A 24246-nucleotide genomic window follows, 5' to 3' on the forward strand; every position below is an offset into this window, starting at 1 on the left:
GATACGGTAAAGACTGTAGTGGCTACAGGGTCAACGTCTGAAGCCTTTAAATCGGCGGTCTGCGACAGCCTGTCGCAGCAAGAATGCGTCAATAGCCATGTATTGCATCCAGCAAGTGCTGCTCGGCAGATAAGTGCCGAGTATTTGTTTCCATACATTGCGACAAAGCCCTAGTGCACTTCGCATCCTAGAACAAAACAACTTCCGCCAACCGTGGATAACGGATTTGTAATGGTCCTGTCACCTTGTCGATAAGTTCAAAACCCTACCGTGGCGGCATCAAAGATTCTTGAATAAAGGAAGACTTCCAATTGCCCGGTTTAACACACCTGACGGCGCGGTCACGCCTGAAAAAAACAGCCAGCGGCATTCTGTTGTTGGCCAGTACAAGCCTTGCGGGGGCATCGACCCTGACCCTGGATCAGGCCCTGCAAACAGCCTTTGCCGGCAACCCGGATCTGGCCGCGGCCCAATGGGAAATTGGCATCGCCGAGGGTGAGCGCAAACAGGCCGGACTGATCCCCAATCCCGAATTGTCGTGGGAAGCCGAGGACACCCGCCGCGATTCGCGCACTACCACCGTGATGCTCAGCCAGCCGATTGAGCTGGGCGGCAAGCGCGGCGCGCGGATCGATGTTGCCAGCCGCGCCCAGGATGCCGCCGGGATCGAACTGGAGCGCAAGCGCAATGCCTTGCGCGCCGATGTGATTCAGGCGTTCAACCGTGCGCAAACCGCGCAGCAAAGACTGCAACTGTCCCGCCAGTCGCTGCAACTGGCCGAGGATGGCTTGCGCGTGGCCAAGGGGCGAATCGAGGCGGGCAAGTCGTCGCCGGTCGAAGGCACGCGGGCGCATGTGCAACGCTCGGAAGTACGCCTGGAACTGAGCCGCGCCGAGCGCGATCAAGCCAACGCTTATCAACTACTGGCGCAGGTCATGGGCGCACCGTTGCCGACCTCGGCCACCGTACAGACCGCCACGCAAAACCTGCCGACAGTGCCGCCGCCGACCCGTTTGCTTGAGCGTCTCGACGAGACCGCCGAGCTGCGCCTGGCCAAGCTCCAGATCAACCAGCGCGAAGCGTCGCTGGGGCTGGAAAAGTCCCGGCGCATCCCCGACCTGACCGTGAGCATCGGCAGCCAATACAGCGAAACCGGGCGTGAGCGGGTCAACGTCGTCGGCCTGTCGATGCCGATTCCCCTGTTCAACCGCAATCAGGGCAACGTGCTGGCGGCGGCACGCCGCACCGATCAGGCGCGGGATCTGCGCAACGCCACCGAACTGCGCTTGCGCACCGAAATCCAGACCACCCTTGAGCAGTGGCAGACCGCCAACGGCGAAGTCCAGGCGTTCAACCAGACCATTCTGCCCGCCGCACAAAATGCGGTTGAGAGCGCCACGCGCGGCTTCGAAATGGGCAAGTTCGGTTTTCTCGACGTGCTCGATGCCCAGCGCACTCTGATCAGCGCCCGCAGCCAATACATCCAGGCCGTCAGCGAGGCGACAGACGCTCGCGTGCGCATCGAACGGATCTTCGGCGACCTCGTCGTCAACCCTTGAATTTCACCCTTTTGATCACTGCGCGACGGTACGGCGCAGAGGAGTTTCCATGGATAAAAAACTGATGGGTGTCGTGGTGGCGACGTTGGTGCTGGGCATGGGTATCGGTTCGATGTGGGCGGGCAAGGCACCGCTTGAGGCCCACGCCGATGAAGCGGCCGAACACGCGGATCACGCTGAAGAAAACGCGGCAGCCGAGGGCGAGCATGGCGAAGAAGGGCGCATCAAGTTGAGTGCCGAACAGATTGCGGCGGCGGGTATTGAACTGGTCGAAGCGCGGGCGCAGAGCATCAGTTCCGGCCTGTCGTTCCCGGGCGAAGTGCGCTTTGACGAGGATCGCACCGCCCACGTTGTGCCGCGGGTTCCCGGGGTGGTCGAGTCGGTGGCGGTCAACCTCGGGCAGCCGGTGAAAAAGGGCCAGTTGCTGGCGGTGATCGCCAGTCAGCAGATTTCCGATCAGCGTAGCGAACAGGCGGCCGCGCAACGTCGTTTGGCCTTGGCCCGCACCACCTATGAGCGCGAGAAAAAGCTGTGGGAAGACAAGATTTCCGCCGAGCAGGACGTGTTGCAGGCAAAACAGGCGTTGGAAGAAGCCGAAATCGCCGTGAACAACGCCCGACAGAAAATCAGCGTGCTCAGCGGGAGCGTGGTCGCCACCGGCGGCAATCGCTATGAACTGCGCGCGCCGTTCGACGGCATGGTGGTGGAAAAACACCTGGCACCGGGTGAGGTAGTCGATGAAACCACGGCGGCCTTCACGCTCTCGGATCTGTCGCGGGTCTGGGTGACGTTCGGCGTTTCGCCCAAGGATCTGAACAAGGTGCAAGTGGGCAAAGCCGTCACTGTCAGCGCGCCGGAACTCAACGCCGAGGTCACCGGCACGGTGGCCTATGTCGGCAGCCTGCTCGGCGAACAGACCCGCACGGCCACCGTTCGCGTGACCCTGGAGAATCCGCAGGGCTCGTGGCGTCCGGGGTTGTTCGTCACGGCGCGTGTAGCGACCGACAGCCGTCAGGCCAGGGTCACCGTGCCGGAAGCCGCTATCCAGACCGTCGAGGACAAACCCACGGTGTTCTTGCGCACCGACGATGGCTTCAAGGCGCAAGCGGTGGAGTTGGGCAGCCGCGCGGCCGGTTTGGTGGAAGTCACTCAAGGGCTGGACGCCGGTGTGCAAGTCGCCAGCGCCGGCAGCTTCGTTCTCAAATCGGAACTGGGCAAAGCCTCGGCCGAGCACAGTCATTAAAAAGCGCGCTGAAGACGCCCATTAATCCGTGGAAGGTTCTCATGTTCGAACGCCTGATCCAGTTTGCCATCGAGCAGCGCATTATCGTGCTGCTCGCCGTTCTGCTCATGGCCGGCCTCGGGATCGCCAGTTATCAAAAACTGCCGATCGACGCCGTGCCCGACATCACCAATGTCCAGGTGCAAATCAACACCGGCGCCGCCGGGTTCTCGCCGCTGGAAACCGAGCAGCGCATCACCTTCCCGATTGAAACCGCCATGGCCGGTCTGCCGGCGCTGGAACAGACCCGTTCGCTGTCGCGTTCGGGGCTGTCGCAAGTCACGGTGATTTTCAAGGACGGCACCGACCTGTTCTTCGCCCGGCAATTGGTCAACGAGCGGTTGCAGATCGCCAAGGAGCAATTGCCCGAGGGCACCGAAGCGGTGATGGGGCCGATTTCCACCGGCCTCGGCGAAATTTTCCTGTGGACCGTGGAAGCCAGAGACGGCGCGCTCAAGGACGACGGTAGCGCCTACACACCGACGGATCTGCGGGTGATTCAGGACTGGATCATCAAGCCGCAACTGCGCAACGTCCCTGGCGTGGCCGAGATCAACACCATCGGCGGCTTTGCCAAGGAATACCAGATCGCTCCCGATCTGAAACGGCTGGCGGCGTACAAGCTGACCCTCACCGACCTGATCACGGCGCTTGAGCGCAATAACGCCAACGTCGGCGCCGGGTACATCGAGCGCAGCGGTGAGCAGTTGCTGATTCGTGCGCCGGGACAAGTGGCGAGCACCGAGGACATCGCCAATATCGTCATGGCCAACGTCGATGGCACGCCGATCCGGGTGAAGAACGTCGCCACCGTGGACATCGGCCGCGAACTGCGCAGCGGCGCGGCCACGGAGAACGGCCGTGAAGTGGTGCTCGGCACCGTGTTCATGCTGATCGGCGAAAACAGCCGCACCGTGTCCCAGGCCGTCGCCAGCAAGCTGGAACAGATCAACCGATCGCTGCCCAAAGGCGTGATCGCGGTGCCGGTGTACGACCGCACGCACCTCGTGGACAAAGCCATCGCTACCGTGAAAAAGAACCTGATTGAAGGTGCGATTCTGGTGATCGCAATTCTGTTCCTGTTCCTCGGCAACATCCGTGCGGCATTGATTACCGCGATGGTGATTCCGCTGTCGATGCTGTTCACTTTCACCGGCATGTTCAGCAACAAGGTCAGCGCCAACCTGATGAGCCTGGGGGCACTCGACTTCGGCATCATCGTCGACGGCGCGGTGGTGATTGTCGAAAACACCCTGCGACGGCTGGCCCATGCGCAGCAGCATCACGGACGATTGCTGACCCGTTCCGAGCGCTTCCATGAAGTGTTTGCGGCGGCCAAAGAGGCGCGGAGACCGCTGATATTCGGTCAGTTGATCATCATGGTCGTGTACCTGCCGATCTTCGCCTTGAGCGGCGTCGAAGGGAAAATGTTCCACCCGATGGCGTTCACGGTGGTGATCGCGTTGCTCGGCGCCATGCTGCTGTCGGTGACCTTTGTGCCGGCGGCGATTGCGTTGTTTGTCACGGGCAAGGTCAAGGAAGAAGAGGGCATCGTGATGCGCGGTGCGCGCCGGGTGTATGCGCCGGCGCTGGCGTGGGTGATGAACCATCGCGCCGTGGCGGTGGGCGCAGCGCTGGGTGTGATCGTGCTCAGCGGCGTGCTGACCAGCCGCATGGGCAGCGAGTTTGTGCCGAGCCTCAGTGAAGGTGATTTCGCCCTGCAAGCCTTGCGTGTGCCGGGCACCAGCCTCACGCAATCGGTGGACATGCAGCAGCGTCTGGAGACGTTGATCCTCAACAAAGTGCCGGAAGTCGAGCGGGTGTTCGCCCGCACCGGCACCGCGGAAATCGCCTCCGACCCGATGCCGCCGAACATCTCCGACAGCTACGTGATGCTCAAGCCAAAAGAGCAATGGCCGGACCCGGGCAAGTCTCGCGAAACCCTGATGGCGGAACTGCAACAGGCCGCCGCGACGTTGCCAGGCAGCAACTATGAACTGTCGCAGCCGATCCAGTTGCGCTTCAACGAACTGATCTCCGGTGTGCGCAGCGACGTCGCGGTCAAAGTGTTCGGCGATGACATGGACGTGCTCAACGCCACGGCAGCGAAGATTGCCGCCGCGATGCAGAAGGTCAACGGTGCGTCCGAGGTCAAGGTCGAACAAACCACCGGGCTGCCGGTGCTGACCATCAACATCGACCGCGACAAGGCGGCGCGTTACGGGCTCAACATCGGCGATGTGCAGGACACCATTGCCGTCGCGGTGGGTGGGCGTCAGGCCGGCACATTGTATGAGGGCGACCGACGGTTCGACATGGTGGTGCGATTGTCCGATGCCATGCGCAAGGACATCGACGGTTTGTCGGCGCTGTTGATTCCGGTGCCGGCACCGCTCAATGCCGCGGCCGATCAGATTGGTTTTATTGCCTTGAAGGAAGTCGCCAGCCTTGACCTGGTGCTGGGACCCAATCAGGTCAGCCGTGAGAACGGCAAGCGCCTGGTGATCGTCAGCGCCAACGTGCGCGGGCGCGATATCGGTTCGTTCGTCGCAGAGGCGGGCGAGGTGATCGAGCGAGAGGTGCAGGTGCCCGCGGGTTACTGGACAAGTTGGGGCGGGCAGTTCGAGCAACTGCAATCGGCGGCCAAGCGCCTGCGGATCGTGGTGCCGGTGGCGTTGCTGCTGGTGTTCGGGTTGCTGTTCATGATGTTCAACAACCTCAAGGATGGCTTGCTGGTGTTCACCGGGATTCCGTTTGCGTTGACCGGCGGGGTCATGGCGCTGTGGTTGCGGGATATTCCGTTGTCGATCTCGGCGGGGGTGGGCTTCATCGCGCTGTCGGGGGTCGCGGTGCTCAACGGGCTGGTGATGATCGCGTTCATCCGCAACCTGCGGGAGGAGGGGCGTTCACTGTCTGATGCGATCAACGTTGGAGCGCTGACACGTTTGCGCCCGGTGTTGATGACGGCGCTGGTGGCGTCCCTGGGCTTTATTCCGATGGCCCTGGCGACCGGTACTGGCGCGGAAGTGCAGCGACCGCTCGCAACCGTAGTGATCGGTGGAATCCTGTCCTCCACCATCCTGACGTTGCTGATCTTGCCGGCGTTGTATCAGCTCGCCCATCGCCGCGATGAGGACACGATCCCCACCCAACCGTGAACACAAACCCTGTGGCGAGGGAGCTTGCTCCCGCTGGACTGTGCAGCAGGCCCCGCTTTTTCAGATGAAGAGCGGAGGCCGCTTCGCGCCCCAGCGGGAGCAAGCTCCCTCGCCACAGTTCTTTCTCAGGCCTGACCTGCCTACCCCACATAACGGATATGTAATTTGTGCGCCACCGTCACGAAAGGTTCGGATTGTTACCTTGATTCCGTCAGCTACCAAACGAGGAATCAACCATGAAATTTGCACACATCAGTACCTTTGCAGCAGCGTTGGCGATGTCTTCTCTGGCCTTGGCCGAAGGCGGCGGTGACCGAACGTTCCAACGCATGATGACTGCCAATGACCGCTCCGTAGAGCTGTTCGTCGCCAAGGAAAAAGCGCGCGACCCGGTCGTCGTCAATGAAAAGAAAGACGACAAAACCAACGACTTGTAAGCGCATCGCATTTGAACAGGCCTGTCATCGAGTCCCGATGCCGGGCTTTTTTTTTGAGCCAGGATTGGAAGGGAGTGGATATGAAAGTACTTCAGTTGATGACGTTCGCCGGCATGCTGGCGATGTCCCTGAATGTGTTTGCCGAGGGGGGAGGTGACCGGACGTTCGAACGGGCGCTGAGTGCTAACACCAAAGCCATGGAGCAGTACGCGGCCAACCAGGGAAAACCGGCGCCGCAGGTCAAGGACTACGAATACGGAATGAAGCTGGACGTGGCTAAAGTGGTAAGCGTTGTGCGTCCGCAAGTGGCTTGCGCTGTGGTGCCTGCCGCCATGACCTATGAAGACTCGAAAGGCCAACTCAACACCATCAGATACACCGTGGCGGGGGATTGCCGCAATCGCGGCAGCTGACACCGCCCTGATGGCCAGGGCCGGATTCCCTGCAGGCGCTGCCGAACCTTCGGCAACGTCTGCAGGTTTTACTCAGGCGAAAAAAAGGCGCCCCGAAGGACGCCAAAGATTCACCTCTTACCAAAGGAGCAAGGAGCTTCTAAAGGTGAATGTGTATCAGCCGCTTGATCAGAGAATCGCCAACGGGTACTCGACAATCACCCGCACTTCATTCAAATCCGATTCAAATGCCGTGGCGCGCGTCGTGGCCTGGCGCAAACGCAGCGACAGGTCTTTCATCGAACCACTCTGCACCACGTATTTGACTTCGACATCACGTTCCCAGCGCTTCTGGTCGGTCAGTGGATTGCCGTCAGCATCGCGGCGCATGTACACGGCGTTGGCGTTGGTGTAATCGGCGTCGGTGCCTCGGGCGTAACGAGTCATGAACGAGAGCCCCGGTACGCCGTAAGTGGTCATGTCGAGGTCGTAGCGCGCCATCCACGAACGTTCCTTGGGCGAGTTGAAGTCGTTGTACTGGATGGAGTTGTCGAGGAAGATCGAGTCGGATTGACGCAGGTAATCGAAGTCGTCGTTGCCGTTGTTGCGCTGGTGTGAAAGCGCAACGGAGTGCGCGCCGAGTTTCACGCCCACCCGGCCGCTCCAGATGTTGTTGTCGAACTTGCCGAGCAGTTGTTTGCCTTCGTCGACCGCCTTGTAATAGTTCAGGCCGCCAAACAGCGACAGGTCATCCGATAGCGGATAGGTCCAGGCAGTGCCGGCGTAGTACTGATTCCAGGCATCCTTGAGGCGGCTGGAGTACAGGCTGAAGCTGAGGTTCTTGTTCAGTGCATAGTCGCCGCCACCGTAAGCGATCCATGGCGAATTGACCGGGCCGGCATAAAACGTGGCGAAGTTCTCGCGCATATCGCTGGACACGGGTTGGCTCATCGCATGCAGTCGACCGCCCTGAACCGACAGACCCTCGAGGCTGGTGTTGACCGCCGTCACACCGCGAAAGCTCTCCGGCAGCAATCGCGAGTCACCTGCCGCCACCACCGGGTTGGCCGGGAACACGTCACCGACCTTGACCACCGTATCGAAGGCTCGCACTTTGGCGGCTCCACCGACCTTGGTGTACTCGTCCCGCGCCTCGCCATCACTGTTGACGGGCAGCACATCAAACGAACTACGGCCACCGTTGCGGCCGTCACCGGTGTCGAGCTTCAAGCCGATCATCGCAAACGCATCGACACCGACGCCGACAGTGCCTTGGGTAAACCCGGATTCGAACTTGCTGATCACTGCATGGGCCCAGGTTTCTGAATAACCATTGCCGGTGGGGCTGGACTGGCCATTGCGGTGATCACGGTTGAAGTAGAAATTACGGTTGAGCACCGTCAGGCTGCTGCCCTCGATAAACCCTTCGGCTTTATCATCCGCCATTACCATGGACGGTCCGGAGCCGACCACCACCGCTAAAGCGGCCATCGACATTTTTGTATTGTTAACCATCAATCACTCCTTGGGTTCGGCAGACGGGAACGTGCTTCGGCGTGGGTTTTATTGTTCGGCGGAGAAGGCCCGCCGGCATGGTCGCCGGGTGACATCGTTGCAAGCTGCGGATAACGCCAAGGTGATGGGGGAATTACAATTTCGTTATGTGGCTGGAGTAACAGCCCTGAGCATTCAGGTCAGGGCTGCGAGCTGTTCGATTGTCTGCGGAAAGCGTTCAACCAGACGTATCAGGGTCGTGGCTTGGGCATTGGGTATTGCCCGTCCCTGTTCCCAGTTCTCGAGGGTTCGGGTGTTGGTGCGCAGATACATGGCGAACACTGGCCGGGAGAGGTTGAGCTGTTGGCGGATGGCAACCACTTCCTCGGCCGTGATGGGCATCAGTTTTGGCAGCTGGACCTTGTGGGTGCGCAGAGTGATCTTGCCTTGGCGCTCTTCGGCCAGCGCTTCGAGGCCATCCACAAACGCAAAAACGGCACCCGAAGGTGCCGTTTCTGTTTTCTACCGAGTGTCGCTATGCGATCAGCCCGCCAGACCCGCCTGCTGAACCAGGGTCAGCAATGGCTGCGGGTAGACGCCGAGGAAGAATGCCACCAGAGCGATGGCCAGCAGCATCACGCCGCCTGCACGTTGTTCCCAGTGCAGTTGCGCATCGTGGCGACGCAGGTTCGGTTCGATCAGGTACAAGGTGACCATGACGCGCAGGTAGTAGAAGACGCCGATGGCGCTGCCCAGTACCAGGGAACCGACCAGCCACCATTGGTGCGACTCGACACCGGTGGCGATGATGTAGAACTTGCCGATGAAGCCCGCGGTCAGCGGGATACCGGCCAGGGACAGCATCATCACGGTCATGACGGCGGTCAGGTACGGACGGCGCCAGAACAGGCCGCGGTATTCGTACAGGGCATCGGCGTCACGGCCGTTGTACGGCGAGGACATCAGCGTGATCACGCCGAACGCGCCGAGGCTGGTGATGACGTAGGTGACCAGGTACACGCCGATGGCTTCCACGGCCAGCCCCTTGCTTGCCACCAGGGCAATCAGCAGGTAACCGAAGTGAGCGATGGACGAGTAACCCAGCAGACGCTTGAGGTTGCTCTGGGTCAGTGCCAGCAGGTTACCGAACAGGATCGACGCAATGGCGATGATGGTCAGCACGTCGCTCAGCACACCGCTGCTTGCCGCCGGGGAGATCTGGAACAGACGCACCATCACCGCGAACACGGCCACTTTGGACGCGGTCGCCAGGAACGCCGCCACCGGTGCCGGAGCACCTTCGTAGACGTCCGGGGTCCAGAGGTGGAACGGTACCAGCGACAGTTTGAACGCCAGACCGATCAGCATCATGCCCAGGCCCAGTTGTGCCAGCGAGCTTGGCAGGCCGGTGGCCGCGAGGGCCTGGCCGATACCGACGAAGCTCAGGCTGCCGGAGTCGGCGTACAGCAGGGCCATACCGAACAACAGGAACGCCGAACCGGCCGCCGACAGCACCATGTACTTGATACCGGCTTCCAGCGAGCGCTTGTTGAAGAAGGCATAAGCCACCAGACCGTAGACCGGCACCGAAAGCAGTTCCAGACCGATGAACAACCCGGCCAGGTGCTGCGCGCTGACCAGGACCAGGCCACCGGCGGCGGCCATCAGGATCAGCAGGTAAAGTTCTTCACGGTTGCCCGGGTAACCCGAACCGCCATCGCCGAGGTAGGCGTGGGCGAGGGTCACACAGGCGAGGGTGGCGACCAGGATCAGCGCCATGTACAGGCAAGCGAAGGTGTCGATCTGCAGCAAAGGGGTCACGGCCAGGGGCGCGACTTTCAGGGCTGGCAGGATCGACAGCAACGCCAGGTTCAGACCCGCCACGGAGATCAGGAAGGTCTGTGAGTGGTTGCGGCGCCAGGCAATCGCCAGCATCACCACGATGATCGTGGCGCTGGTGATCAACAACGGCGCAAGCGCAATAAAGTGTTGAGTCGTGAATTCCATAGCGCTCTTACCGGGCCGAAGCGAGTTGAGTGAAGGCGGTGCCGAGCCATTGCTGCACGCCATGCATCGTCGCAGCAGAGGTATCGAGGAACGGTTGCGGGTACACGCCGATGTAAATCAGCAGTGCCGCCAGACCGACCACCATGATCAGTTCGCGACCATCCATGCCATGCAGCACCGCGTCCGATTTGGACGGGCCGAAGTAGGCACGGTGGATCATGATCAGCGAGTAGACCGAACCGAACACCAGACCGGACGTCGCGATGATCGTGATCCATGGTGCGGCCGGGAACGTGCCGATCAGGATCAGGAACTCACCCACAAAGTTACCGGTACCCGGCAAGCCCAGGGACGCGGCGGCAAAGAACAGGCTGATGGCCGGCAGGTAAGCGATCTTTGACCACAGGCCACCCATTTCACGCATGTCGCGGGTGTGGGTGCGTTCGTACAACTGACCGCTGAGGATAAAGAGTGCCGCGGCCGACAGACCGTGCGCCAGCATCTGCATCACCGCGCCCTGCAGCGCCAGTTGGCTGCCGGAGTAGATGCCGATCAACACGAAGCCCATGTGGGAAACGGAGGAGTAGGCGATCAGACGCTTGATGTCGGTTTGGGCGAAGGCCAGGAACGCACCGTAGAAGATCCCGATCAGACCCAGGGTCATGGCAATCGGCGCGAACTCGGCCGAGGCATTCGGGAACAGCGGCAGGGCGAAACGCAGCAGACCGTAAGCCGCCGTCTTCAACAAGATACCGGCCAGGTCGACCGAACCCGCTGTTGGCGCCTGGGCGTGAGCGTCAGGCAACCAGGAGTGGAACGGCACCACCGGCAGCTTCACCGCGAAGGCGATGAAGAAGCCGAGCATCAGGATGTACTCGGTGGTGAGCGACATCTTGGTTTTCAGCAGGTCGGCGTAGTTGAACGTGATCACGCCAGTGCTGTTGAAGTTGACCAACACCAGACCCAGGATCGCCACCAACATGATCAGGCCGGACGCCTGAGTGAAGATGAAGAACTTGGTCGCCGCGTAGATCCGGGTTTTCTTGCCGTCCGAAGAACTGTGACCCCAGAGCGCGATGAGGAAGTACATCGGCACCAGCATCATTTCCCAGAAGAAGAAGAACATGAACAGGTCGAGGGCGAGGAACACGCCGACGACACCGCCCAGGATCCACATCAGGTTCAAGTGGAAGAAGCCAACGTGACGCTGGATCTCTTTCCACGAGCAGAGTACCGAGAGGATACCCAGCAGACCGGTCAGCAGGATCATCAGCAGCGACAGGCCATCGAGCGCCAGGTGCACGCTGATGCCGAAGCGCTCGATCCAGATGTGCTTGAACTCAAGCGCCCAGGTCGGATCGGCGCCAGGCGCCGGAGCAAATGAATAATTACCGTGGGCCCACAGCCAGAGGCCGAGCGCGAGTTCCAGGGTCATGGTCAACAGCGCAATCCAGCGGGGGAGGGTAGCGCCGAAGCGCTCACCCATCCAGCACAGCAGGCCGCCGATGAAGGGGATCAGGATTAGCCAAGGCAGAATCATGACGGGCTCAATTCCTTTCGCAAGTTCGCAAGGTTCATATTCAGACCGCTACCAGCACGATGGCGCCGATGACCAGCACGGAGCCGGCTGCCATCGATGCCGCGTACCAACGCAGTTGACCGGTTTCGGTACGGCTCAGGGCGGTGTGACCGCCTTTGGCCATACGCGGGATCAGACCGATGGTCTGGTCGAGCGGGTCTTTGCGCAGTGCGTGGCTGATCGCAAGGTATGGCTTGACGAACAGTTTGTCGTAGATCCAGTCGAAGCCCCAGGCAGCGAACCACCAGGCCGAAAGGAAGCGGCCGATGCCGCTGTTGGCGATTGCAGTGACGAAACGACGCTTGCCGAGGAACAGCAGCGCGGCCAGCAGGATACCGGCCAGGGCGATGGCGCCCGAGGCGATTTCCAGGCTGTGCTTGGCTTCGCCGCCGGCATGGCCGACGCTTTCCGGCAGCACGCCGTGCAGCGGTGGAACGATCATGGCGCCGACGAAGGTCGACAGCACGATCAGCACCGACAGCGGCAACCAGTGAGCGATGCCGTGACCGGCGTGCGCTTCAGTCTTCGCTTCACCGTGGAACGCGATGAAGATCAGGCGGAAGGTGTACAGCGAAGTCATGAACGCGCCGACCAGACCTGCGTAGAGCAGACCGTGGTTGCCGCTGGCAAACGCTTCCCAGAGGATTTCGTCCTTGGAGTAGAAGCCTGCGGTCACCAGTGGCAGGGCGGACAGTGCCGCGCCGCCGACGATGAAGCTGGCGTAGGCCAGCGGCAGTTTCTTCCACAGGCCGCCCATCTTGAAGATGTTCTGCTCGTGGTGGCAGGCAACGATCACCGCACCGGACGCAAGGAACAACAGTGCCTTGAAGAAGGCGTGGGTCATCAGGTGGAAAATCGCGCCATCCCATGCGCCAACGCCCAGCGCCAGGAACATGTAGCCGATCTGGCTCATGGTCGAGTAGGCGAGGATACGTTTGATGTCGGTCTGGACCAGTGCGGCAAAACCGGCGAGTACCAGGGTCACGCCGCCGACGATGCCAACGAGCTGCAGGATGTCCGGCGCCAACGCAAACAGGCCGTGGGTACGGGCAATCAGGTAGACGCCCGCGGTCACCATCGTTGCGGCGTGGATCAGTGCCGAAACAGGGGTAGGACCGGCCATTGCGTCCGCCAGCCAGGTTTGCAGTGGCAGTTGCGCGGATTTACCGACAGCGCCGCCCAGCAGCATCAGGGTGGCCATGACCATCCAGAAGTCGCCGGCCTGGAATTTCTGCGGTGCCAGCACCAGCAGTTCCTGGATGTTCAGCGTGCCCAACTGTTGGAACAGGATGAACAGGCCGATCGCCATGAACACGTCGCCGATACGGGTCACGATGAAGGCTTTGAGTGCCGCGTTACCGTTGTTGCGGTTGCTGTAGTAGAAACCGATCAACAGGTACGAGCACAGGCCCACGCCTTCCCAACCGAAGTACAGGAACAACAGGTTATCGCCCAGGACCAGGAACAGCATGCTGGCGATAAACAGGTTGGTGTAGGCGAAGAAGCGCGAGTAACCGGCTTCACCGCGCATGTACCAGGACGCGAACAGGTGGATCAGGAAGCCGACACCGACGACCACGCCGAGCATGGTCACGGACAGGCCATCCAGGTACAGCGCGAAGTTCGGCGTGAAGCCTTCCACCGCCATCCACTGCCACAACACTTGCGTGTAGTGACCGCCTTCAGGCGGGGCGACGTTGAATTGCCAGATCACGTAGGCCGTGACAATGGCAGACAAGCCGATGGAACCGACGCCAATCAGCGCCGACAGGTTTTCCGAGAAGCGGCCGCGTGAGAACGACAGCAGCAGGAAACCTATGAGAGGGAATACGAAAGTCAGATAGAGAAGATTCATCCGCGCATCTCGCTGGCAGCGTCGATATCGAGAGTGTGGAAGCGGCGATACAGCTGCAACAGAATCGCCAGGCCAATACTGGCCTCGGCGGCTGCCAGGCTGATCACCAGGATGAACATGATCTGTCCATCCGGCTGACCCCAGCGGCTACCGGCGACGATGAAGGCCAAGGCGGAGGCATTCATCATGATCTCCAGGCTCATCAGCACGAAGAGAATGTTGCGCCGGACCATCAGGCCGACCAGACCGAGGCAGAACAAGATGCCGGCGACCGCCAGACCATGCTCCAAAGGGATAGCAGGCATCGTCATTGCTCCTTGGCTTCGTTGCGGCCCAAGTGGAACGCCGTGACGGCTGCGGCAAGCAGCAGCATCGAGGCGAGTTCGACCACCAGCAGATAAGGACCGAACAGGCTGATGCCCACGGCCTTGGCGTCTACGGTGGTGTGGCCGATGGCCTGGCCGCTGGCGTCGCTGAACAGTACGTACAACAGTTCAACCAGCAGCAGGGTGCCGAGGGCGACCGGTCCGAGCCAGATGCCGGGCTTGAGCCAGACGCGCTCTTGCTGAACCGAGGCCGGGCCCAGGTTCAGCATCATCACCACGAACACGAACAGCACCATGATGGCGCCAGCGTAGGCGATCACTTCCAGCACACCGGCAAACGGTGCGCCGAGGGCGAAGAACGTCATGGCCACGGCGATCAGCGAAATGATCAGGTAGAGCAGGGCGTGCACAGGGTTAGTGTTGGTGATCACGCGGAGCGTGGACACCACAGCGATACCCGATGCGAAATAGAAAGCGAATTCCATCTTTCTTCCTTAAGGCAGCAAGCTCTTCACGTTGATCGGCTGGGCTTCATTCTGCGCGGAGCCTTTAGGCTTCCCGGCAATCGCCATACCTGCAACACGATAGAAGTTGTAATCAGGGTTTTTGCCGGGGCCGGAGATCAGCAGATCTTCTTTCTCGTAAACCAGGTCCTGACGTTTGAACTCGGCCATCTCGAAATCCGGTGTCAGCTGGATCGCGGTGGTCGGGCAGGCTTCCTCGCAGAGGCCGCAGAAAATGCAGCGCGAGAAGTTGATGCGGAAGAAGTCCGGGTACCAGCGACCGTCTTCGGTTTCAGCTTTCTGCAGCGAGATGCAGCCAACCGGGCACGCCACGGCGCACAGGTTGCAGGCGACACAACGCTCTTCGCCATCAGGGTCGCGGGTCAGGACGATACGGCCACGAAAGCGCGGCGGCAGGTACACGGCTTCTTCCGGGTACTGCAGCGTGTCGCGCTTGCGGAAGGCATGGCCGAAGATCATCACCAGGCTGCGAAGCTGGGTGAAGAAGCCATGCACGATGTCAAATATGTACTTCATGATTCTCTATCCTCACTGAGCCGCGACGGCGGGCGTGTTGAGCAACACGATCGCAGCGGTCACCAGCATGTTGACGAGGGTCAGCGGCAGGCAGAACTTCCAGCTGAAATCCATCACTTGGTCATACCGTGGGCGCGGGATCGAGGCGCGCAGCAGGATGAAGAACATGATGAAGAACGCGGTTTTGAGCGCGAACCAGATGAACGGGATCTGCGGCAGAATGCCGAACGGACCGTGCCAGCCACCGAAGAACAAGGTCACCAGCAGCGCCGAAATCAACACGATGCCGATGTACTCGCCGACGAAGAACATGCCCCATTTCATGCCGGCATATTCAATGTGGTAACCGTCGGCCAGTTCCTGCTCCGCTTCCGGCTGGTCGAACGGGTGACGGTGAGTCACGGCGACGCCGGCGATGAAGAAGGTCAGGAAACCGAAGATCTGCGGAATCACGAACCACAGGTTCTGCGCCTGGTATTCAACGATGTCGCGCATGTTGAACGAGCCGACCTGGATCACGATGCCCATCAGCGACAGGCCCATGAACACTTCGTACGACACGGTTTGCGCCGAGGCCCGCAAGCTGCCCAGCAGGGCGAACTTGTTGTTACTGGACCAGCCGGCAAACAGCACCGCGTAGACCGACAGACCGGCCATGGCGAAGAAGAACAGGATGCCGATGTTGATGTCCGCCACACCCCAGGTCGGGGTGATCGGGATGATCGCGAAGGCAATCAGCAAGGCGCTCATGGCCACGACCGGCGCCAGGGTGAAGATCACCTTGTCGGCGAACGGTGGCGTCCAGTCTTCCTTGAAAAACATCTTGATCATGTCGGCTGCAATCTGGAACGCGCCGAACGGGCCGACGCGGTTCGGACCGTAACGGTCCTGCCAGAGGGCGAGCAGACGACGCTCGACCCAGCTCAGCAGCGCGCCGCACACCACCACGGCGAGCAGAATCACGATGGCCTTGAGGACCGCGATGATCACGTCAATCACTTCAGGCGTGAACCAGGTCATTGAGCTGCCTCCTGCAGACCGTCAACGGTTTTGCCAAAGATCGCTGGCGGAATGCCGGCGATACCGGCCGGCAGTGCGACCAGACCGGCACCCAGCTCTTCGTTGATGCGCAGCGGCAGACGCAAGGTCTGGCCAGCCACGTTCAAGCTGAGCAGGGCGCCGTCATTGACACCCAGGCGATCGGCTTCGGATTTGGCCAGCGACACGTAAGCGGCCGGGATGCGTTCCTGAACCGGCGCGGCTTTGGAAGAGGTCTCTTCGCTGCCGAACAGGTGGAAGAACGGCACAACCTGCCAGGTGCCCGGCGCCGGGTTGAATGCACGTGGAACAGCCGCGAACCAGTTCAGCGAATCACCGGTGCTTTCGATCAGGCGGGTGCCCGGGTCGCCAGCGCGGATGTGACCACCGACTTCGTCCTGGAACTTGTTCCAGGCTTGCGGCGAGTTCCAGCCCGGAGACCAGGCGAATGGCACTTGCTGACGCGGTTCGACCGAGCCCGAGTAACCTTCCATGGAGAAGGAGAACGCGGTGTCGATGTCCTGGGAAGTACGCGGTTCGTGCACGCTGATGTCGGCGCGCATGGCGGTACGGCCGGAGTAACGCAGCGGTTCGCGAGCCAGTTTCAGGCCTTTGATACGGAACGCGGCGGACGGCGCAGCGTCGACGATGCCCGCCAGTTGCCGTGTGCTGGCGGCGACGGCGGCGGTGACGTGGTCCAGTTGGGTCCAGTCGATCGGCTGGTTCAACAGGGTGGCGCGCAGGGCATGCAGCCAGCGCCAGCCTTCGTGAACCAGGATGCTCGCGTCGAGGTAAGTCGGGTCGAACACCTGGAAGAAGCGCTGGGCGCGACCTTCCTGGCTGACCAACGTACCGTCGCCTTCAGCGAAGCTGGCCGCTGGCAGAACCAGGTGCGCGCGATCGCTGGTGGCGGTTTTCTGATGGTCTGCAACGATCACCACTTTCGCGGCGGTCAGGGCAGCATCAACCTTGGCTTTGTCGGTGCGGGTGTACAGATCGTTTTCCAGCACGACGAGGGCGTCGGCCTTGCCGTCGATCACGGCTTGCAGCGCTGCGTCGACCGAGTCACCACCGAGCATGGCCAGGCCGAGGCTGTTGGCCTCTGGCACGATCAGGCTGATGGAGCCGTTCTTCTCGCGCAGCTTCAAGGCTTTGGCGATGTTGGCGGCGGCTTCGATCAGGGCTTTGGAGCCCAGGGAAGTGCCGGCAATGATCAGCGGGCGCTTGGCCGCGAGCAGGGCGTCGGCGATGCGCTTGGCCAGTTCGAGGGCTTCAGCATCGAGGCCTTCAACCGCCGGGGCGCTGGCGTCGAGGGCGTGAGCCACGGCGAAACCGATGCGCGCCAGGTCGTCTGGAGCGGCGTGAACGCATTCTTCAGCGATGTCGTCGAGCTTGGTTTCAGCCAGGCTGGCGATGAACAACGGGTTCAGCGCGTGCTGACCGATGTTCTTCACTGCCGCGTCGAGCCAAGGCTGAACGCGCATGGCATCGGCCATGTCTTCGGCTTTGCCCTTGACCGATTGACGCAGGGACAGGGCCATACGTGCAGCGGTCTGGGTCAGGTCTTCGCCGAGGACGAAAATCGCATCGTGATCTTCGATGTCGCGCATGTTCGGGATCGGCAGCGGGCTGTCTTTCAACACCTGCATGACCAGGCGAATGCGTTCCAGCTCGGCGGCTTCGATACCGGAGTAGAAGTGCTCGGCGCCGACCAATTCGCGCAACGCGTAGTTGCTTTCGAGGCTGGCACGTGGCGAACCGATACCGACAATGTTGCGACCACGCAGCAGGTCGGCGGCTTTATCCAGCGCTTCGTCCAGGCCCAGCTTGGCGCCGTTGGCCAGCAATGGCTGACGCGGGCGGTCTTCGCGGTTGACGTAGCCATAGCCGAAACGGCCACGGTCGCACAGGAAGTACTGGTTGACCGAACCGTTGAAGCGGTTTTCGATACGACGCAGTTCACCGTAGCGCTCGCCCGGGGAGATGTTGCAACCGCTGGAGCAGCCATGGCAGATGCTCGGCGAGAACTGCATGTCCCACTTGCGGTTGTAGCGCTCGGAGTGAGTCTTGTCGGTGAACACACCGGTCGGGCAGACCTCGGTGAGGTTGCCGGAGAACTCGCTTTCCAGGGTGCCGTCTTCAACGCGACCGAAGTACACGTTGTCGTGGGCGCCGAACACACCGAGGTCGGTGCCGCCGGCGTAATCCTTATAGAAGCGCACGCAGCGGTAGCAGGCGATGCAGCGGTTCATTTCGTGGGAAATGAACGGGCCCAGTTGCTGGTTCTGGTGGGTACGCTTGGTGAAGCGATAACGGCGCTCGTTGTGGCCGGTCATCACCGTCATGTCTTGCAGGTGGCAGTGACCGCCTTCTTCACAGACCGGGCAGTCGTGAGGGTGGTTGGTCATCAGCCATTCGACGACGCTGGCGCGAAACACTTTCGCTTCTTCGTCGTCGATGGAGATCCAGCTGCCGTCGGTGGCGGGGGTCATGCAGGACATGACGATCCGACCACGCTTGTCGTTCTCGTCGGTGTACTGCTTGACCGCGCACTGGCGGCAAGCGCCAACGCTGCCTAGGGCTGGGTGCCAGCAGAAATAAGGGATATCGAGGCCTAGCGACAGACATGCCTGTAACAGGTTGTCTGCCCCATCGACTTCGAGCTCTTTGCCGTCTACGTGGATAGTGGCCATGGTTCAAAGTTCTTCGTTGGCCCGGTGTCAGCGGGCGTGGCTAATGGAATCTTGTTATTCGCGTGAATCAACACAGCCGTTTACGGCGTCATCACACGACAAAGCGAAGGGCACGGACCCTTCGCTTTTTTAAGCGTTTACGCGCCGACTACGATCGGCCTTGCCAGAGGCGGGACGACGGCGCTGGTGGGCGCGATGCCGGCTTCGAACTCGTGGCGGAAGTATTTGATTGCGCTGCCCAACGGCTCCACGGCGCCCGGTGCGTGAGCACAGAAGGTCTTGCCTGGGCCGAGGAAACCGACCAGACCCAGCAGGGTCTCGATATCGCCGGCTTGCCCTTCACCGTTTTCGATGGCGCGCAGAAGCTTGACGCTCCACGGCAAACCGTCACGGCATGGGGTGCAGAAGCCGCACGACTCACGGGAGAAGAACTCTTCCATGTTGCGCAGCAGGGACACCATGTTGACGCTGTCGTCCACCGCCATGGCCAGGCCGGTACCCATACGGGTGCCCACTTTGGCGATGCCGCCGGCGTACATTTGTGCGTCGAGGTGTTCCGGCAACAGGAAACCGGTACCGGCGCCGCCTGGCTGCCAGCACTTGAGCTTGAAGCCATCGCGCATGCCGCCGGCGTAGTCTTCGAACAACTCGCGACCGGTGACGCCGAACGGCAATTCCCACAGGCCCGGGTTCTTGACCTTGCCGGAGAAGCCCATGAGCTTGGTGCCCATGTCTTCGCTGCCTTCGCGGGCCAACGATTTGTACCAGTCCACGCCGTCGGCAATGATCGCCGGCACGTTGCACAAGGTTTCAACGTTGTTCACGCAAGTTGGCTTGCCCCACACGCCAACGGCGGCAGGGAAGGGCGGCTTGGAGCGCGGGTTGGCGCGACGGCCTTCCAGGGAGTTGATCAGTGCGGTTTCTTCACCGCAGATGTAACGCCCGGCGCCGGTGTGGACGAACAGCTCGAAATCGAAGCCGCTGCCCAGGATGTTCTTGCCCAGCAGACCGGCTGCCTTGGCTTCTTCCACGGCACGGTTGAGGTGCTTGGCGGCGGTGGTGTATTCGCCACGCAGGAAGATGTAGCCACGGTAGGTTTTCAGCGCGCGAGCACTGATCAGCATGCCTTCGATCAGCAGATGGGGCAGTTGCTCCATCAGCATGCGGTCTTTCCAGGTGTTCGGTTCCATCTCGTCCGCGTTGCACAGCAGGTAGCGGATGTTGATGGATTCGTCTTTGGGCATCAGGCCCCACTTCACGCCCGTGGGGAAGCCTGCACCGCCGCGACCTTTAAGGCCGGCGTCTTTCACGGTCTGGACGATGTCGTCCTGAGCCATGTCAGCGAACGCTTTGCGCGCTGCCGCGTAACCGTTCTTGGCCTGGTACTCGTCGAGCCAGACAGCTTCGCCGTCGTCGCGCAGACGCCAGGTCAGCGGGTGAGTCTCGGCCGAACGCTTGATGCGGTTGGCTGGACCGAAGGAAGTCAGGGTCATACGTAGCCCTCGAGCAATTTGGCAACGCCGGCAGGCTGCACATCGCCGAAAGTGTCGTCGTCGATCATCAACGCCGGCGCCTTGTCACAGTTGCCGAGGCAGCAGACCGGCAGCAGGGTGAAACGACCGTCGGCGGTGGTCTGACCCAGGCCGATACCCAGATTGCTCTGGATTTCGCTGACCACCGATTCATGGCCGCCGATGTAGCAGACCATGCTGTCGCAGACGCGAATGATGTGACGGCCCACTGGCTGACGGAAGATCTGGCTATAGAACGTCGCCACGCCTTCAACGTCGCTCGCCGGGATGCCGAGGATCTCGCCGATGGCGTAGAGCGCGCCGTCAGGCACCCAGCCACGTTCCTTCTGGACGATCTTCAGGGCTTCGATCGACGCCGCGCGCGGGTCTTCGTAGTGGTGCAGCTCGTGCTCGATGGCCGAGCGCTCGGTTTCACTCAAGGTGAAACGGTCTGTCTGGATAAGCGTGCTGTTCATGCTTAGCGGTCCACGTCGGCCATAACGAAATCGATACTACCCAGGTACGCGATCAAGTCCGCGACCATGCTGCCTTTGATCACCGAAGGGATCTGCTGCAGGTGCGGGAAGCTTGGGGTGCGAATCCGGGTGCGGTAGCTCATGGTGCCGCCATCGCTCGTCAGGTAATAACTGTTGATGCCCTTGGTCGCTTCGATCATCTGGAAGGATTCGTTGGCCGGCATGACCGGGCCCCACGAAACTTGCAGGAAGTGCGTGATCAGGGTCTCGATGTGCTGCAGCGTGCGTTCTTTCGGTGGCGGCGTGGTCAGCGGGTGATCCGCCTTGTACGGGCCTTCCGGCATGTTGCGCATGCACTGCTCGATGATCTTGATGCTCTGGCGCATTTCTTCGACGCGCACGATGCAACGATCGTAGGCATCGCCATTGACGGCCAGCGGCACTTCGAATTCGAAGTTCTCGTAACCGGAGTACGGGCGCGCTTTGCGCAGGTCGAAGTCGCAACCGGTCGAACGCAAGCCTGCACCAGTGACGCCCCATTCGAAGGCTTCTTTGGTGTTGTAGGCGGCGACACCGATGGTCCGGCCTTTGAGGATGCTGTTGTCCAGCGCGGCTTTCTGGTATTCGTCCAGGCGCTTTGGCATCCACTCGACGAAGTCTTTCACCAGTTTTTCCCAGCCGCGCGGCAGGTCGTGAGCGACGCCGCCGATGCGGTACCAGGCCGGGTGCAGACGGAAACCGGTAATGGCTTCGATCACCGTGTACGCCTTCTGACGGTCGGTGAACGTGAAGAACACCGGGGTCATGGCGCCGACGTCCTGGATGTAAGTCCCCAGGAACAGCAGGTGGCTGGTGATCCGGAAGAACTCGGCCATCATGATGCGGATGACGTCGACCTTCTCTGGCACCTTGATGCCGGCCAGCTTCTCGACCGAGAGCACGTACGGCAGGTTGTTCATCACGCCGCCGAGGTAGTCGATACGGTCGGTGTACGGAATGAAACTGTGCCAGGACTGACGCTCGGCCATCTTCTCGGCACCACGGTGGTGGTAACCGACGTCCGGCACGCAGTCGACGATCTCTTCACCGTCCAGCTGCAAGATGATGCGGAACGCACCGTGCGCAGAAGGGTGGTTAGGACCGAGGTTGAGGAACATGTAGTCCTCGTTCGCCCCGGAACGCTTCATGCCCCAGTCTTCAGGCTTGAAGCGCGCGGCTTCTTCCTCAAGCTGTTGCTTGGCCAGGGTCAGGCTGAACGGATCGAACTCGGTGGCACGGGCCGGGAAGTCCTTGCGCAGTGGGTGACCTTCCCAGGTCGGCGGCATCATGATGCGGGTCAGGTGCGGGTGACCGGCAAAGTTGATGCCGTACATGTCCCACACTTCACGCTCGTACCAGTTGGCGTTCGGCCAGATGCCGGTCACGGTCGGCACGCTAAGGTCGCTCTCGGACAAGGCGACCTTGATCATGACGTCACTATTACGTTCGATCGACATCAAGTGATAGAACACTGTGAAGTCTGCGCCGCTTGGCAGCCCCTGACGCTTGGTGCGCAGACGCTCGTCCACGCCGTGCAGGTCATAGAGCATGACGTACGGCTTGGGCAGGTTGCGCAGGAAGGTCAGGACTTCGACGAGTTTGGCACGGGCAACCCAAAGCACCGGCATGCCGGTGCGGGTAGGCTGGGCGGTGAACGCCTCGGGGCCAAAACGGTTGTTCAGTTCGACGACCACATCCTGGTCGTCTGCCTTATAAGGCGGGATGTACAGAGCACTGCCTGTAGTCATGGTTATTTATCGCTTTCGGTCAACGTAAAGAATGAAGCCAGGTTCTCGTTCTATTAAAGAAGCAGAGCTGGATCAGACTTCGTCGGGGCTGCGCAGGTTGGTGACTGCGATTCGCTGTTCGCGGCGCTGTTCCTTTTGCGAAGGCATCTCGGCGCGGTACACGCCTTGATCACCGACGACCCAGGAAAGCGGACGACGCTCCTGTCCAATCGACTCTTGCAAAAGCATCAAGCCTTGCAAAAAAGCTTCAGGGCGGGGCGGGCAGCCAGGCACGTAGACGTCCACGGGCAGGAACTTGTCCACCCCTTGAACGACGGAGTAGATGTCGTACATGCCACCGGAGTTGGCGCACGAACCCATAGAGATAACCCATTTAGGTTCGAGCATTTGCTCGTAGAGACGCTGAATGATCGGCGCCATCTTGATGAAGCAGGTACCAGCGATAACCATGAAATCCGCCTGGCGCGGCGATGCCCGGATAACCTCGGCGCCAAAGCGCGCGATGTCGTGGGGCGCCGTGAAGGCGGTGGTCATTTCCACGTAGCAGCACGAAAGACCGAAGTTATACGGCCACAGGGAGTTCTTGCGCCCCCAGTTGACTGTGCCGTTAAGCACGTCTTCGAGCTTGCCCATGAAGATGTTTTTGTGGACTTGATCTTCTAACGGATCGGAAACGGTTTCCCGTTCGCCAATCGGGTACTGCTCGTTAGGAGCATCGGGGTCGATCCTGGTGAGATTGTATTGCATTGCCAAAGCCTCATTGTTTCAGCTTCGCCTGCCGCTTGCGACGAGCTTCCGGAGCCCAGTCAAGGGCGCCCACTCGGAACAGGTAGACAAGACCTGCCAACAGAATTGCTATGAAAACGAGAGCTTCGACGAATCCGGTCCAGCCGCTTTCGCGGACGGACACAGACCAGGCAAAGAGAAAGAGGGCTTCGATATCGAAGATCACGAAGAGCATCGCGACCAGATAGAATTTGGCTGAGAGCCGCAAGCGGGCGCCACCTGTAGGTAGCATGCCTGACTCGAACGGTTCGTTTTTGCTGCGGCCCCAGGCTTTTGACCCGAGGAGGCTGGAGACGCCGAGCATGAAGGCGCAGAGGCCGACAACGCCCAGAAGGAAAATGGCAAAGCCCCAGTTGTGGGCCATGAGTCCTGTCGCTTCGGGCATGCTGGAAATCCTTAACAGAGAGCAAAGGTCTCTGAGCTTGAAAAAGAAACAACGCAGTGACGATATGTCGCAGCAATCAATCCCGCTGATTTTATGGCACAACACCGTGCAAGTAAAATTCCTATAGCGAAATTATTTACAGGAATAAGGACATAGCGCACCTCCAAAGCCACGCAGCCCATGCGTTGCGGGCATTAGCCGGGTTTTCATCAATATTGTTTTGTAGGGAATGTAACGAACATAGTTGCCGCCAAATGACAATCATTATTGTTTGCGATGGTTTTTAAACTGGTTATCCAGGTTGGGGCGGGGAAGTTGTCTTATATGCGCGTTACTACAAGTAGCGGGCGGGGTTGTTTTACCCTGCTTTCCTGATCTTGAAACTGCTCTGAATCAAGGTTTTTGGCTGCACGCGTTCCCCCGTAGGAGCGAGGCTTGCCC

Annotated in this window: 20 protein-coding genes; 5 read left to right on the top strand and 15 right to left on the bottom strand. The window is 60.6% G+C overall.

Annotated features, from left to right (window positions below; translation table 11 throughout):
* Positions 1-311 precede the first annotated feature (311 nt).
* From RHP74_RS10490 to RHP74_RS10510, 5 genes are all read left to right on the top strand, one after another.
* Positions 312-1559 carry a TolC family protein gene (locus RHP74_RS10490; RefSeq protein WP_311099271.1) on the top strand — a complete coding sequence of 416 codons (1248 nt, stop codon included), beginning with the start codon at positions 312-314 and terminating at the stop codon, positions 1557-1559.
* Positions 1560-1608: 49 nt separating this feature from the next.
* Positions 1609-2802 (top strand): efflux RND transporter periplasmic adaptor subunit, encoded by a 1194-nt coding sequence (locus RHP74_RS10495; RefSeq protein ID WP_311099273.1) that lies wholly within the window; start codon positions 1609-1611, stop codon positions 2800-2802.
* Between the two features lie 41 nt (positions 2803-2843).
* The gene (locus RHP74_RS10500; protein ID WP_083377170.1) at positions 2844-5999 is read left to right on the top strand and encodes a CusA/CzcA family heavy metal efflux RND transporter; all 3156 of its coding nucleotides are present in this window, start codon (positions 2844-2846) and stop codon (positions 5997-5999) included.
* Positions 6000-6235: 236 nt separating this feature from the next.
* Positions 6236-6436: a co-regulatory protein PtrA N-terminal domain-containing protein gene (locus tag RHP74_RS10505; RefSeq protein ID WP_311099275.1), complete on the top strand. Its 201-nt coding sequence runs from the start codon at positions 6236-6238 to the stop codon at positions 6434-6436.
* A gap of 80 nt (positions 6437-6516) precedes the next feature.
* Positions 6517-6849: a DUF2790 domain-containing protein gene (locus RHP74_RS10510; RefSeq protein WP_077748809.1), complete on the top strand. Its 333-nt coding sequence runs from the start codon at positions 6517-6519 to the stop codon at positions 6847-6849.
* A gap of 168 nt (positions 6850-7017) precedes the next feature.
* Here RHP74_RS10510 and RHP74_RS10515 read toward each other — a convergent pair whose 3' ends face one another.
* The 15 genes from RHP74_RS10515 to RHP74_RS10585 form a co-directional block, all read right to left on the bottom strand.
* Positions 7018-8343, bottom strand: a complete 1326-nt coding sequence (locus tag RHP74_RS10515) for an OprD family porin (protein WP_077748738.1) — start codon at positions 8341-8343, stop codon at positions 7018-7020.
* 174 nt (positions 8344-8517) lie between these two features.
* Positions 8518-8805, bottom strand: coding sequence for a DNA-binding transcriptional regulator (locus RHP74_RS10520; RefSeq protein ID WP_200668159.1), 288 nt, complete (start codon positions 8803-8805; stop codon positions 8518-8520).
* Positions 8806-8865: 60 nt separating this feature from the next.
* Entirely contained in the window at positions 8866-10329 is a 1464-nt protein-coding gene (gene nuoN / locus RHP74_RS10525; RefSeq protein ID WP_010458846.1) for an NADH-quinone oxidoreductase subunit NuoN, read from the bottom strand.
* Positions 10330-10336: 7 nt separating this feature from the next.
* The gene (gene nuoM / locus RHP74_RS10530) at positions 10337-11869 is read right to left on the bottom strand and encodes an NADH-quinone oxidoreductase subunit M (protein ID WP_010458848.1); all 1533 of its coding nucleotides are present in this window, start codon (positions 11867-11869) and stop codon (positions 10337-10339) included.
* 40 nt (positions 11870-11909) lie between these two features.
* On the bottom strand, positions 11910-13763 hold the full coding sequence (gene nuoL, locus RHP74_RS10535) for an NADH-quinone oxidoreductase subunit L (RefSeq protein ID WP_010458850.1): 1854 nt from the start codon (positions 13761-13763) through the stop codon (positions 11910-11912).
* Entirely contained in the window at positions 13760-14068 is a 309-nt protein-coding gene (gene nuoK / locus RHP74_RS10540; RefSeq protein ID WP_010458852.1) for an NADH-quinone oxidoreductase subunit NuoK, read from the bottom strand. The genes nuoL and nuoK overlap by 4 nt, the downstream gene beginning before the upstream one ends.
* A gap of 2 nt (positions 14069-14070) precedes the next feature.
* Positions 14071-14574, bottom strand: a complete 504-nt coding sequence (gene nuoJ / locus RHP74_RS10545) for an NADH-quinone oxidoreductase subunit J (RefSeq protein ID WP_007905076.1) — start codon at positions 14572-14574, stop codon at positions 14071-14073.
* A 9-nt stretch (positions 14575-14583) separates the two neighbouring features.
* Positions 14584-15129: an NADH-quinone oxidoreductase subunit NuoI gene (gene nuoI / locus RHP74_RS10550; protein ID WP_007905075.1), complete on the bottom strand. Its 546-nt coding sequence runs from the start codon at positions 15127-15129 to the stop codon at positions 14584-14586.
* Positions 15130-15141: 12 nt separating this feature from the next.
* Positions 15142-16149, bottom strand: a complete 1008-nt coding sequence (gene nuoH / locus RHP74_RS10555; protein WP_008146046.1) for an NADH-quinone oxidoreductase subunit NuoH — start codon at positions 16147-16149, stop codon at positions 15142-15144.
* Positions 16146-18860: an NADH-quinone oxidoreductase subunit NuoG gene (gene nuoG / locus RHP74_RS10560; RefSeq protein WP_311099283.1), complete on the bottom strand. Its 2715-nt coding sequence runs from the start codon at positions 18858-18860 to the stop codon at positions 16146-16148. Before nuoG ends, nuoH begins: the two co-directional genes overlap by 4 nt.
* Before the next feature lie 137 nt (positions 18861-18997).
* Positions 18998-20353: an NADH-quinone oxidoreductase subunit NuoF gene (gene nuoF, locus RHP74_RS10565; RefSeq protein WP_010458862.1), complete on the bottom strand. Its 1356-nt coding sequence runs from the start codon at positions 20351-20353 to the stop codon at positions 18998-19000.
* Complete coding sequence (gene nuoE, locus RHP74_RS10570) at positions 20350-20847, bottom strand: NADH-quinone oxidoreductase subunit NuoE (protein ID WP_007946422.1); 498 nt, start codon at positions 20845-20847, stop codon at positions 20350-20352. The genes nuoF and nuoE overlap by 4 nt, the downstream gene beginning before the upstream one ends.
* Before the next feature lie 2 nt (positions 20848-20849).
* Positions 20850-22634, bottom strand: a complete 1785-nt coding sequence (nuoC, locus tag RHP74_RS10575; RefSeq protein WP_010458865.1) for an NADH-quinone oxidoreductase subunit C/D — start codon at positions 22632-22634, stop codon at positions 20850-20852.
* 72 nt (positions 22635-22706) lie between these two features.
* Positions 22707-23381 carry an NADH-quinone oxidoreductase subunit B family protein gene (locus RHP74_RS10580; protein WP_010458867.1) on the bottom strand — a complete coding sequence of 225 codons (675 nt, stop codon included), beginning with the start codon at positions 23379-23381 and terminating at the stop codon, positions 22707-22709.
* A 10-nt stretch (positions 23382-23391) separates the two neighbouring features.
* Entirely contained in the window at positions 23392-23805 is a 414-nt protein-coding gene (locus RHP74_RS10585) for an NADH-quinone oxidoreductase subunit A (protein WP_003223812.1), read from the bottom strand.
* Between the last annotated feature and the right edge of the window lie 441 nt (positions 23806-24246).

It is taken from the genome of Pseudomonas sp. SG20052, assembly GCF_031766055.1.
Lineage (GTDB): Bacteria > Pseudomonadota > Gammaproteobacteria > Pseudomonadales > Pseudomonadaceae > Aquipseudomonas > Aquipseudomonas mandelii.

Bases quoted from the DNA above. Each gene is read 5' to 3' on its own strand.
- nuoH (WP_008146046.1), bottom strand. From the start codon at position 16,149: ATGACCTGGTTCACGCCTGAAGTGATTGACGTGATCATCGCGGTCCTC.
- RHP74_RS10510 (WP_077748809.1), top strand. From the start codon at position 6,517: ATGAAAGTACTTCAGTTGATGACGTTCGCCGGCATGCTGGCGATGTCC.
- nuoJ (WP_007905076.1), bottom strand. From the start codon at position 14,574: ATGGAATTCGCTTTCTATTTCGCATCGGGTATCGCTGTGGTGTCCACG.
- RHP74_RS10500 (WP_083377170.1), top strand. From the start codon at position 2,844: ATGTTCGAACGCCTGATCCAGTTTGCCATCGAGCAGCGCATTATCGTG.
- RHP74_RS10495 (WP_311099273.1), top strand. From the start codon at position 1,609: ATGGATAAAAAACTGATGGGTGTCGTGGTGGCGACGTTGGTGCTGGGC.
- nuoI (WP_007905075.1), bottom strand. From the start codon at position 15,129: ATGAAGTACATATTTGACATCGTGCATGGCTTCTTCACCCAGCTTCGC.
- nuoG (WP_311099283.1), bottom strand. From the start codon at position 18,860: ATGGCCACTATCCACGTAGACGGCAAAGAGCTCGAAGTCGATGGGGCA.
- RHP74_RS10515 (WP_077748738.1), bottom strand. From the start codon at position 8,343: ATGGTTAACAATACAAAAATGTCGATGGCCGCTTTAGCGGTGGTGGTC.
- nuoL (WP_010458850.1), bottom strand. From the start codon at position 13,763: ATGAATCTTCTCTATCTGACTTTCGTATTCCCTCTCATAGGTTTCCTG.
- nuoM (WP_010458848.1), bottom strand. From the start codon at position 11,869: ATGATTCTGCCTTGGCTAATCCTGATCCCCTTCATCGGCGGCCTGCTG.
- RHP74_RS10585 (WP_003223812.1), bottom strand. From the start codon at position 23,805: ATGCCCGAAGCGACAGGACTCATGGCCCACAACTGGGGCTTTGCCATT.
- nuoC (WP_010458865.1), bottom strand. From the start codon at position 22,634: ATGACTACAGGCAGTGCTCTGTACATCCCGCCTTATAAGGCAGACGAC.
- RHP74_RS10580 (WP_010458867.1), bottom strand. From the start codon at position 23,381: ATGCAATACAATCTCACCAGGATCGACCCCGATGCTCCTAACGAGCAG.
- RHP74_RS10505 (WP_311099275.1), top strand. From the start codon at position 6,236: ATGAAATTTGCACACATCAGTACCTTTGCAGCAGCGTTGGCGATGTCT.
- nuoK (WP_010458852.1), bottom strand. From the start codon at position 14,068: ATGCCTGCTATCCCTTTGGAGCATGGTCTGGCGGTCGCCGGCATCTTG.
- nuoE (WP_007946422.1), bottom strand. From the start codon at position 20,847: ATGAACAGCACGCTTATCCAGACAGACCGTTTCACCTTGAGTGAAACC.
- nuoN (WP_010458846.1), bottom strand. From the start codon at position 10,329: ATGGAATTCACGACTCAACACTTTATTGCGCTTGCGCCGTTGTTGATC.
- nuoF (WP_010458862.1), bottom strand. From the start codon at position 20,353: ATGACCCTGACTTCCTTCGGTCCAGCCAACCGCATCAAGCGTTCGGCC.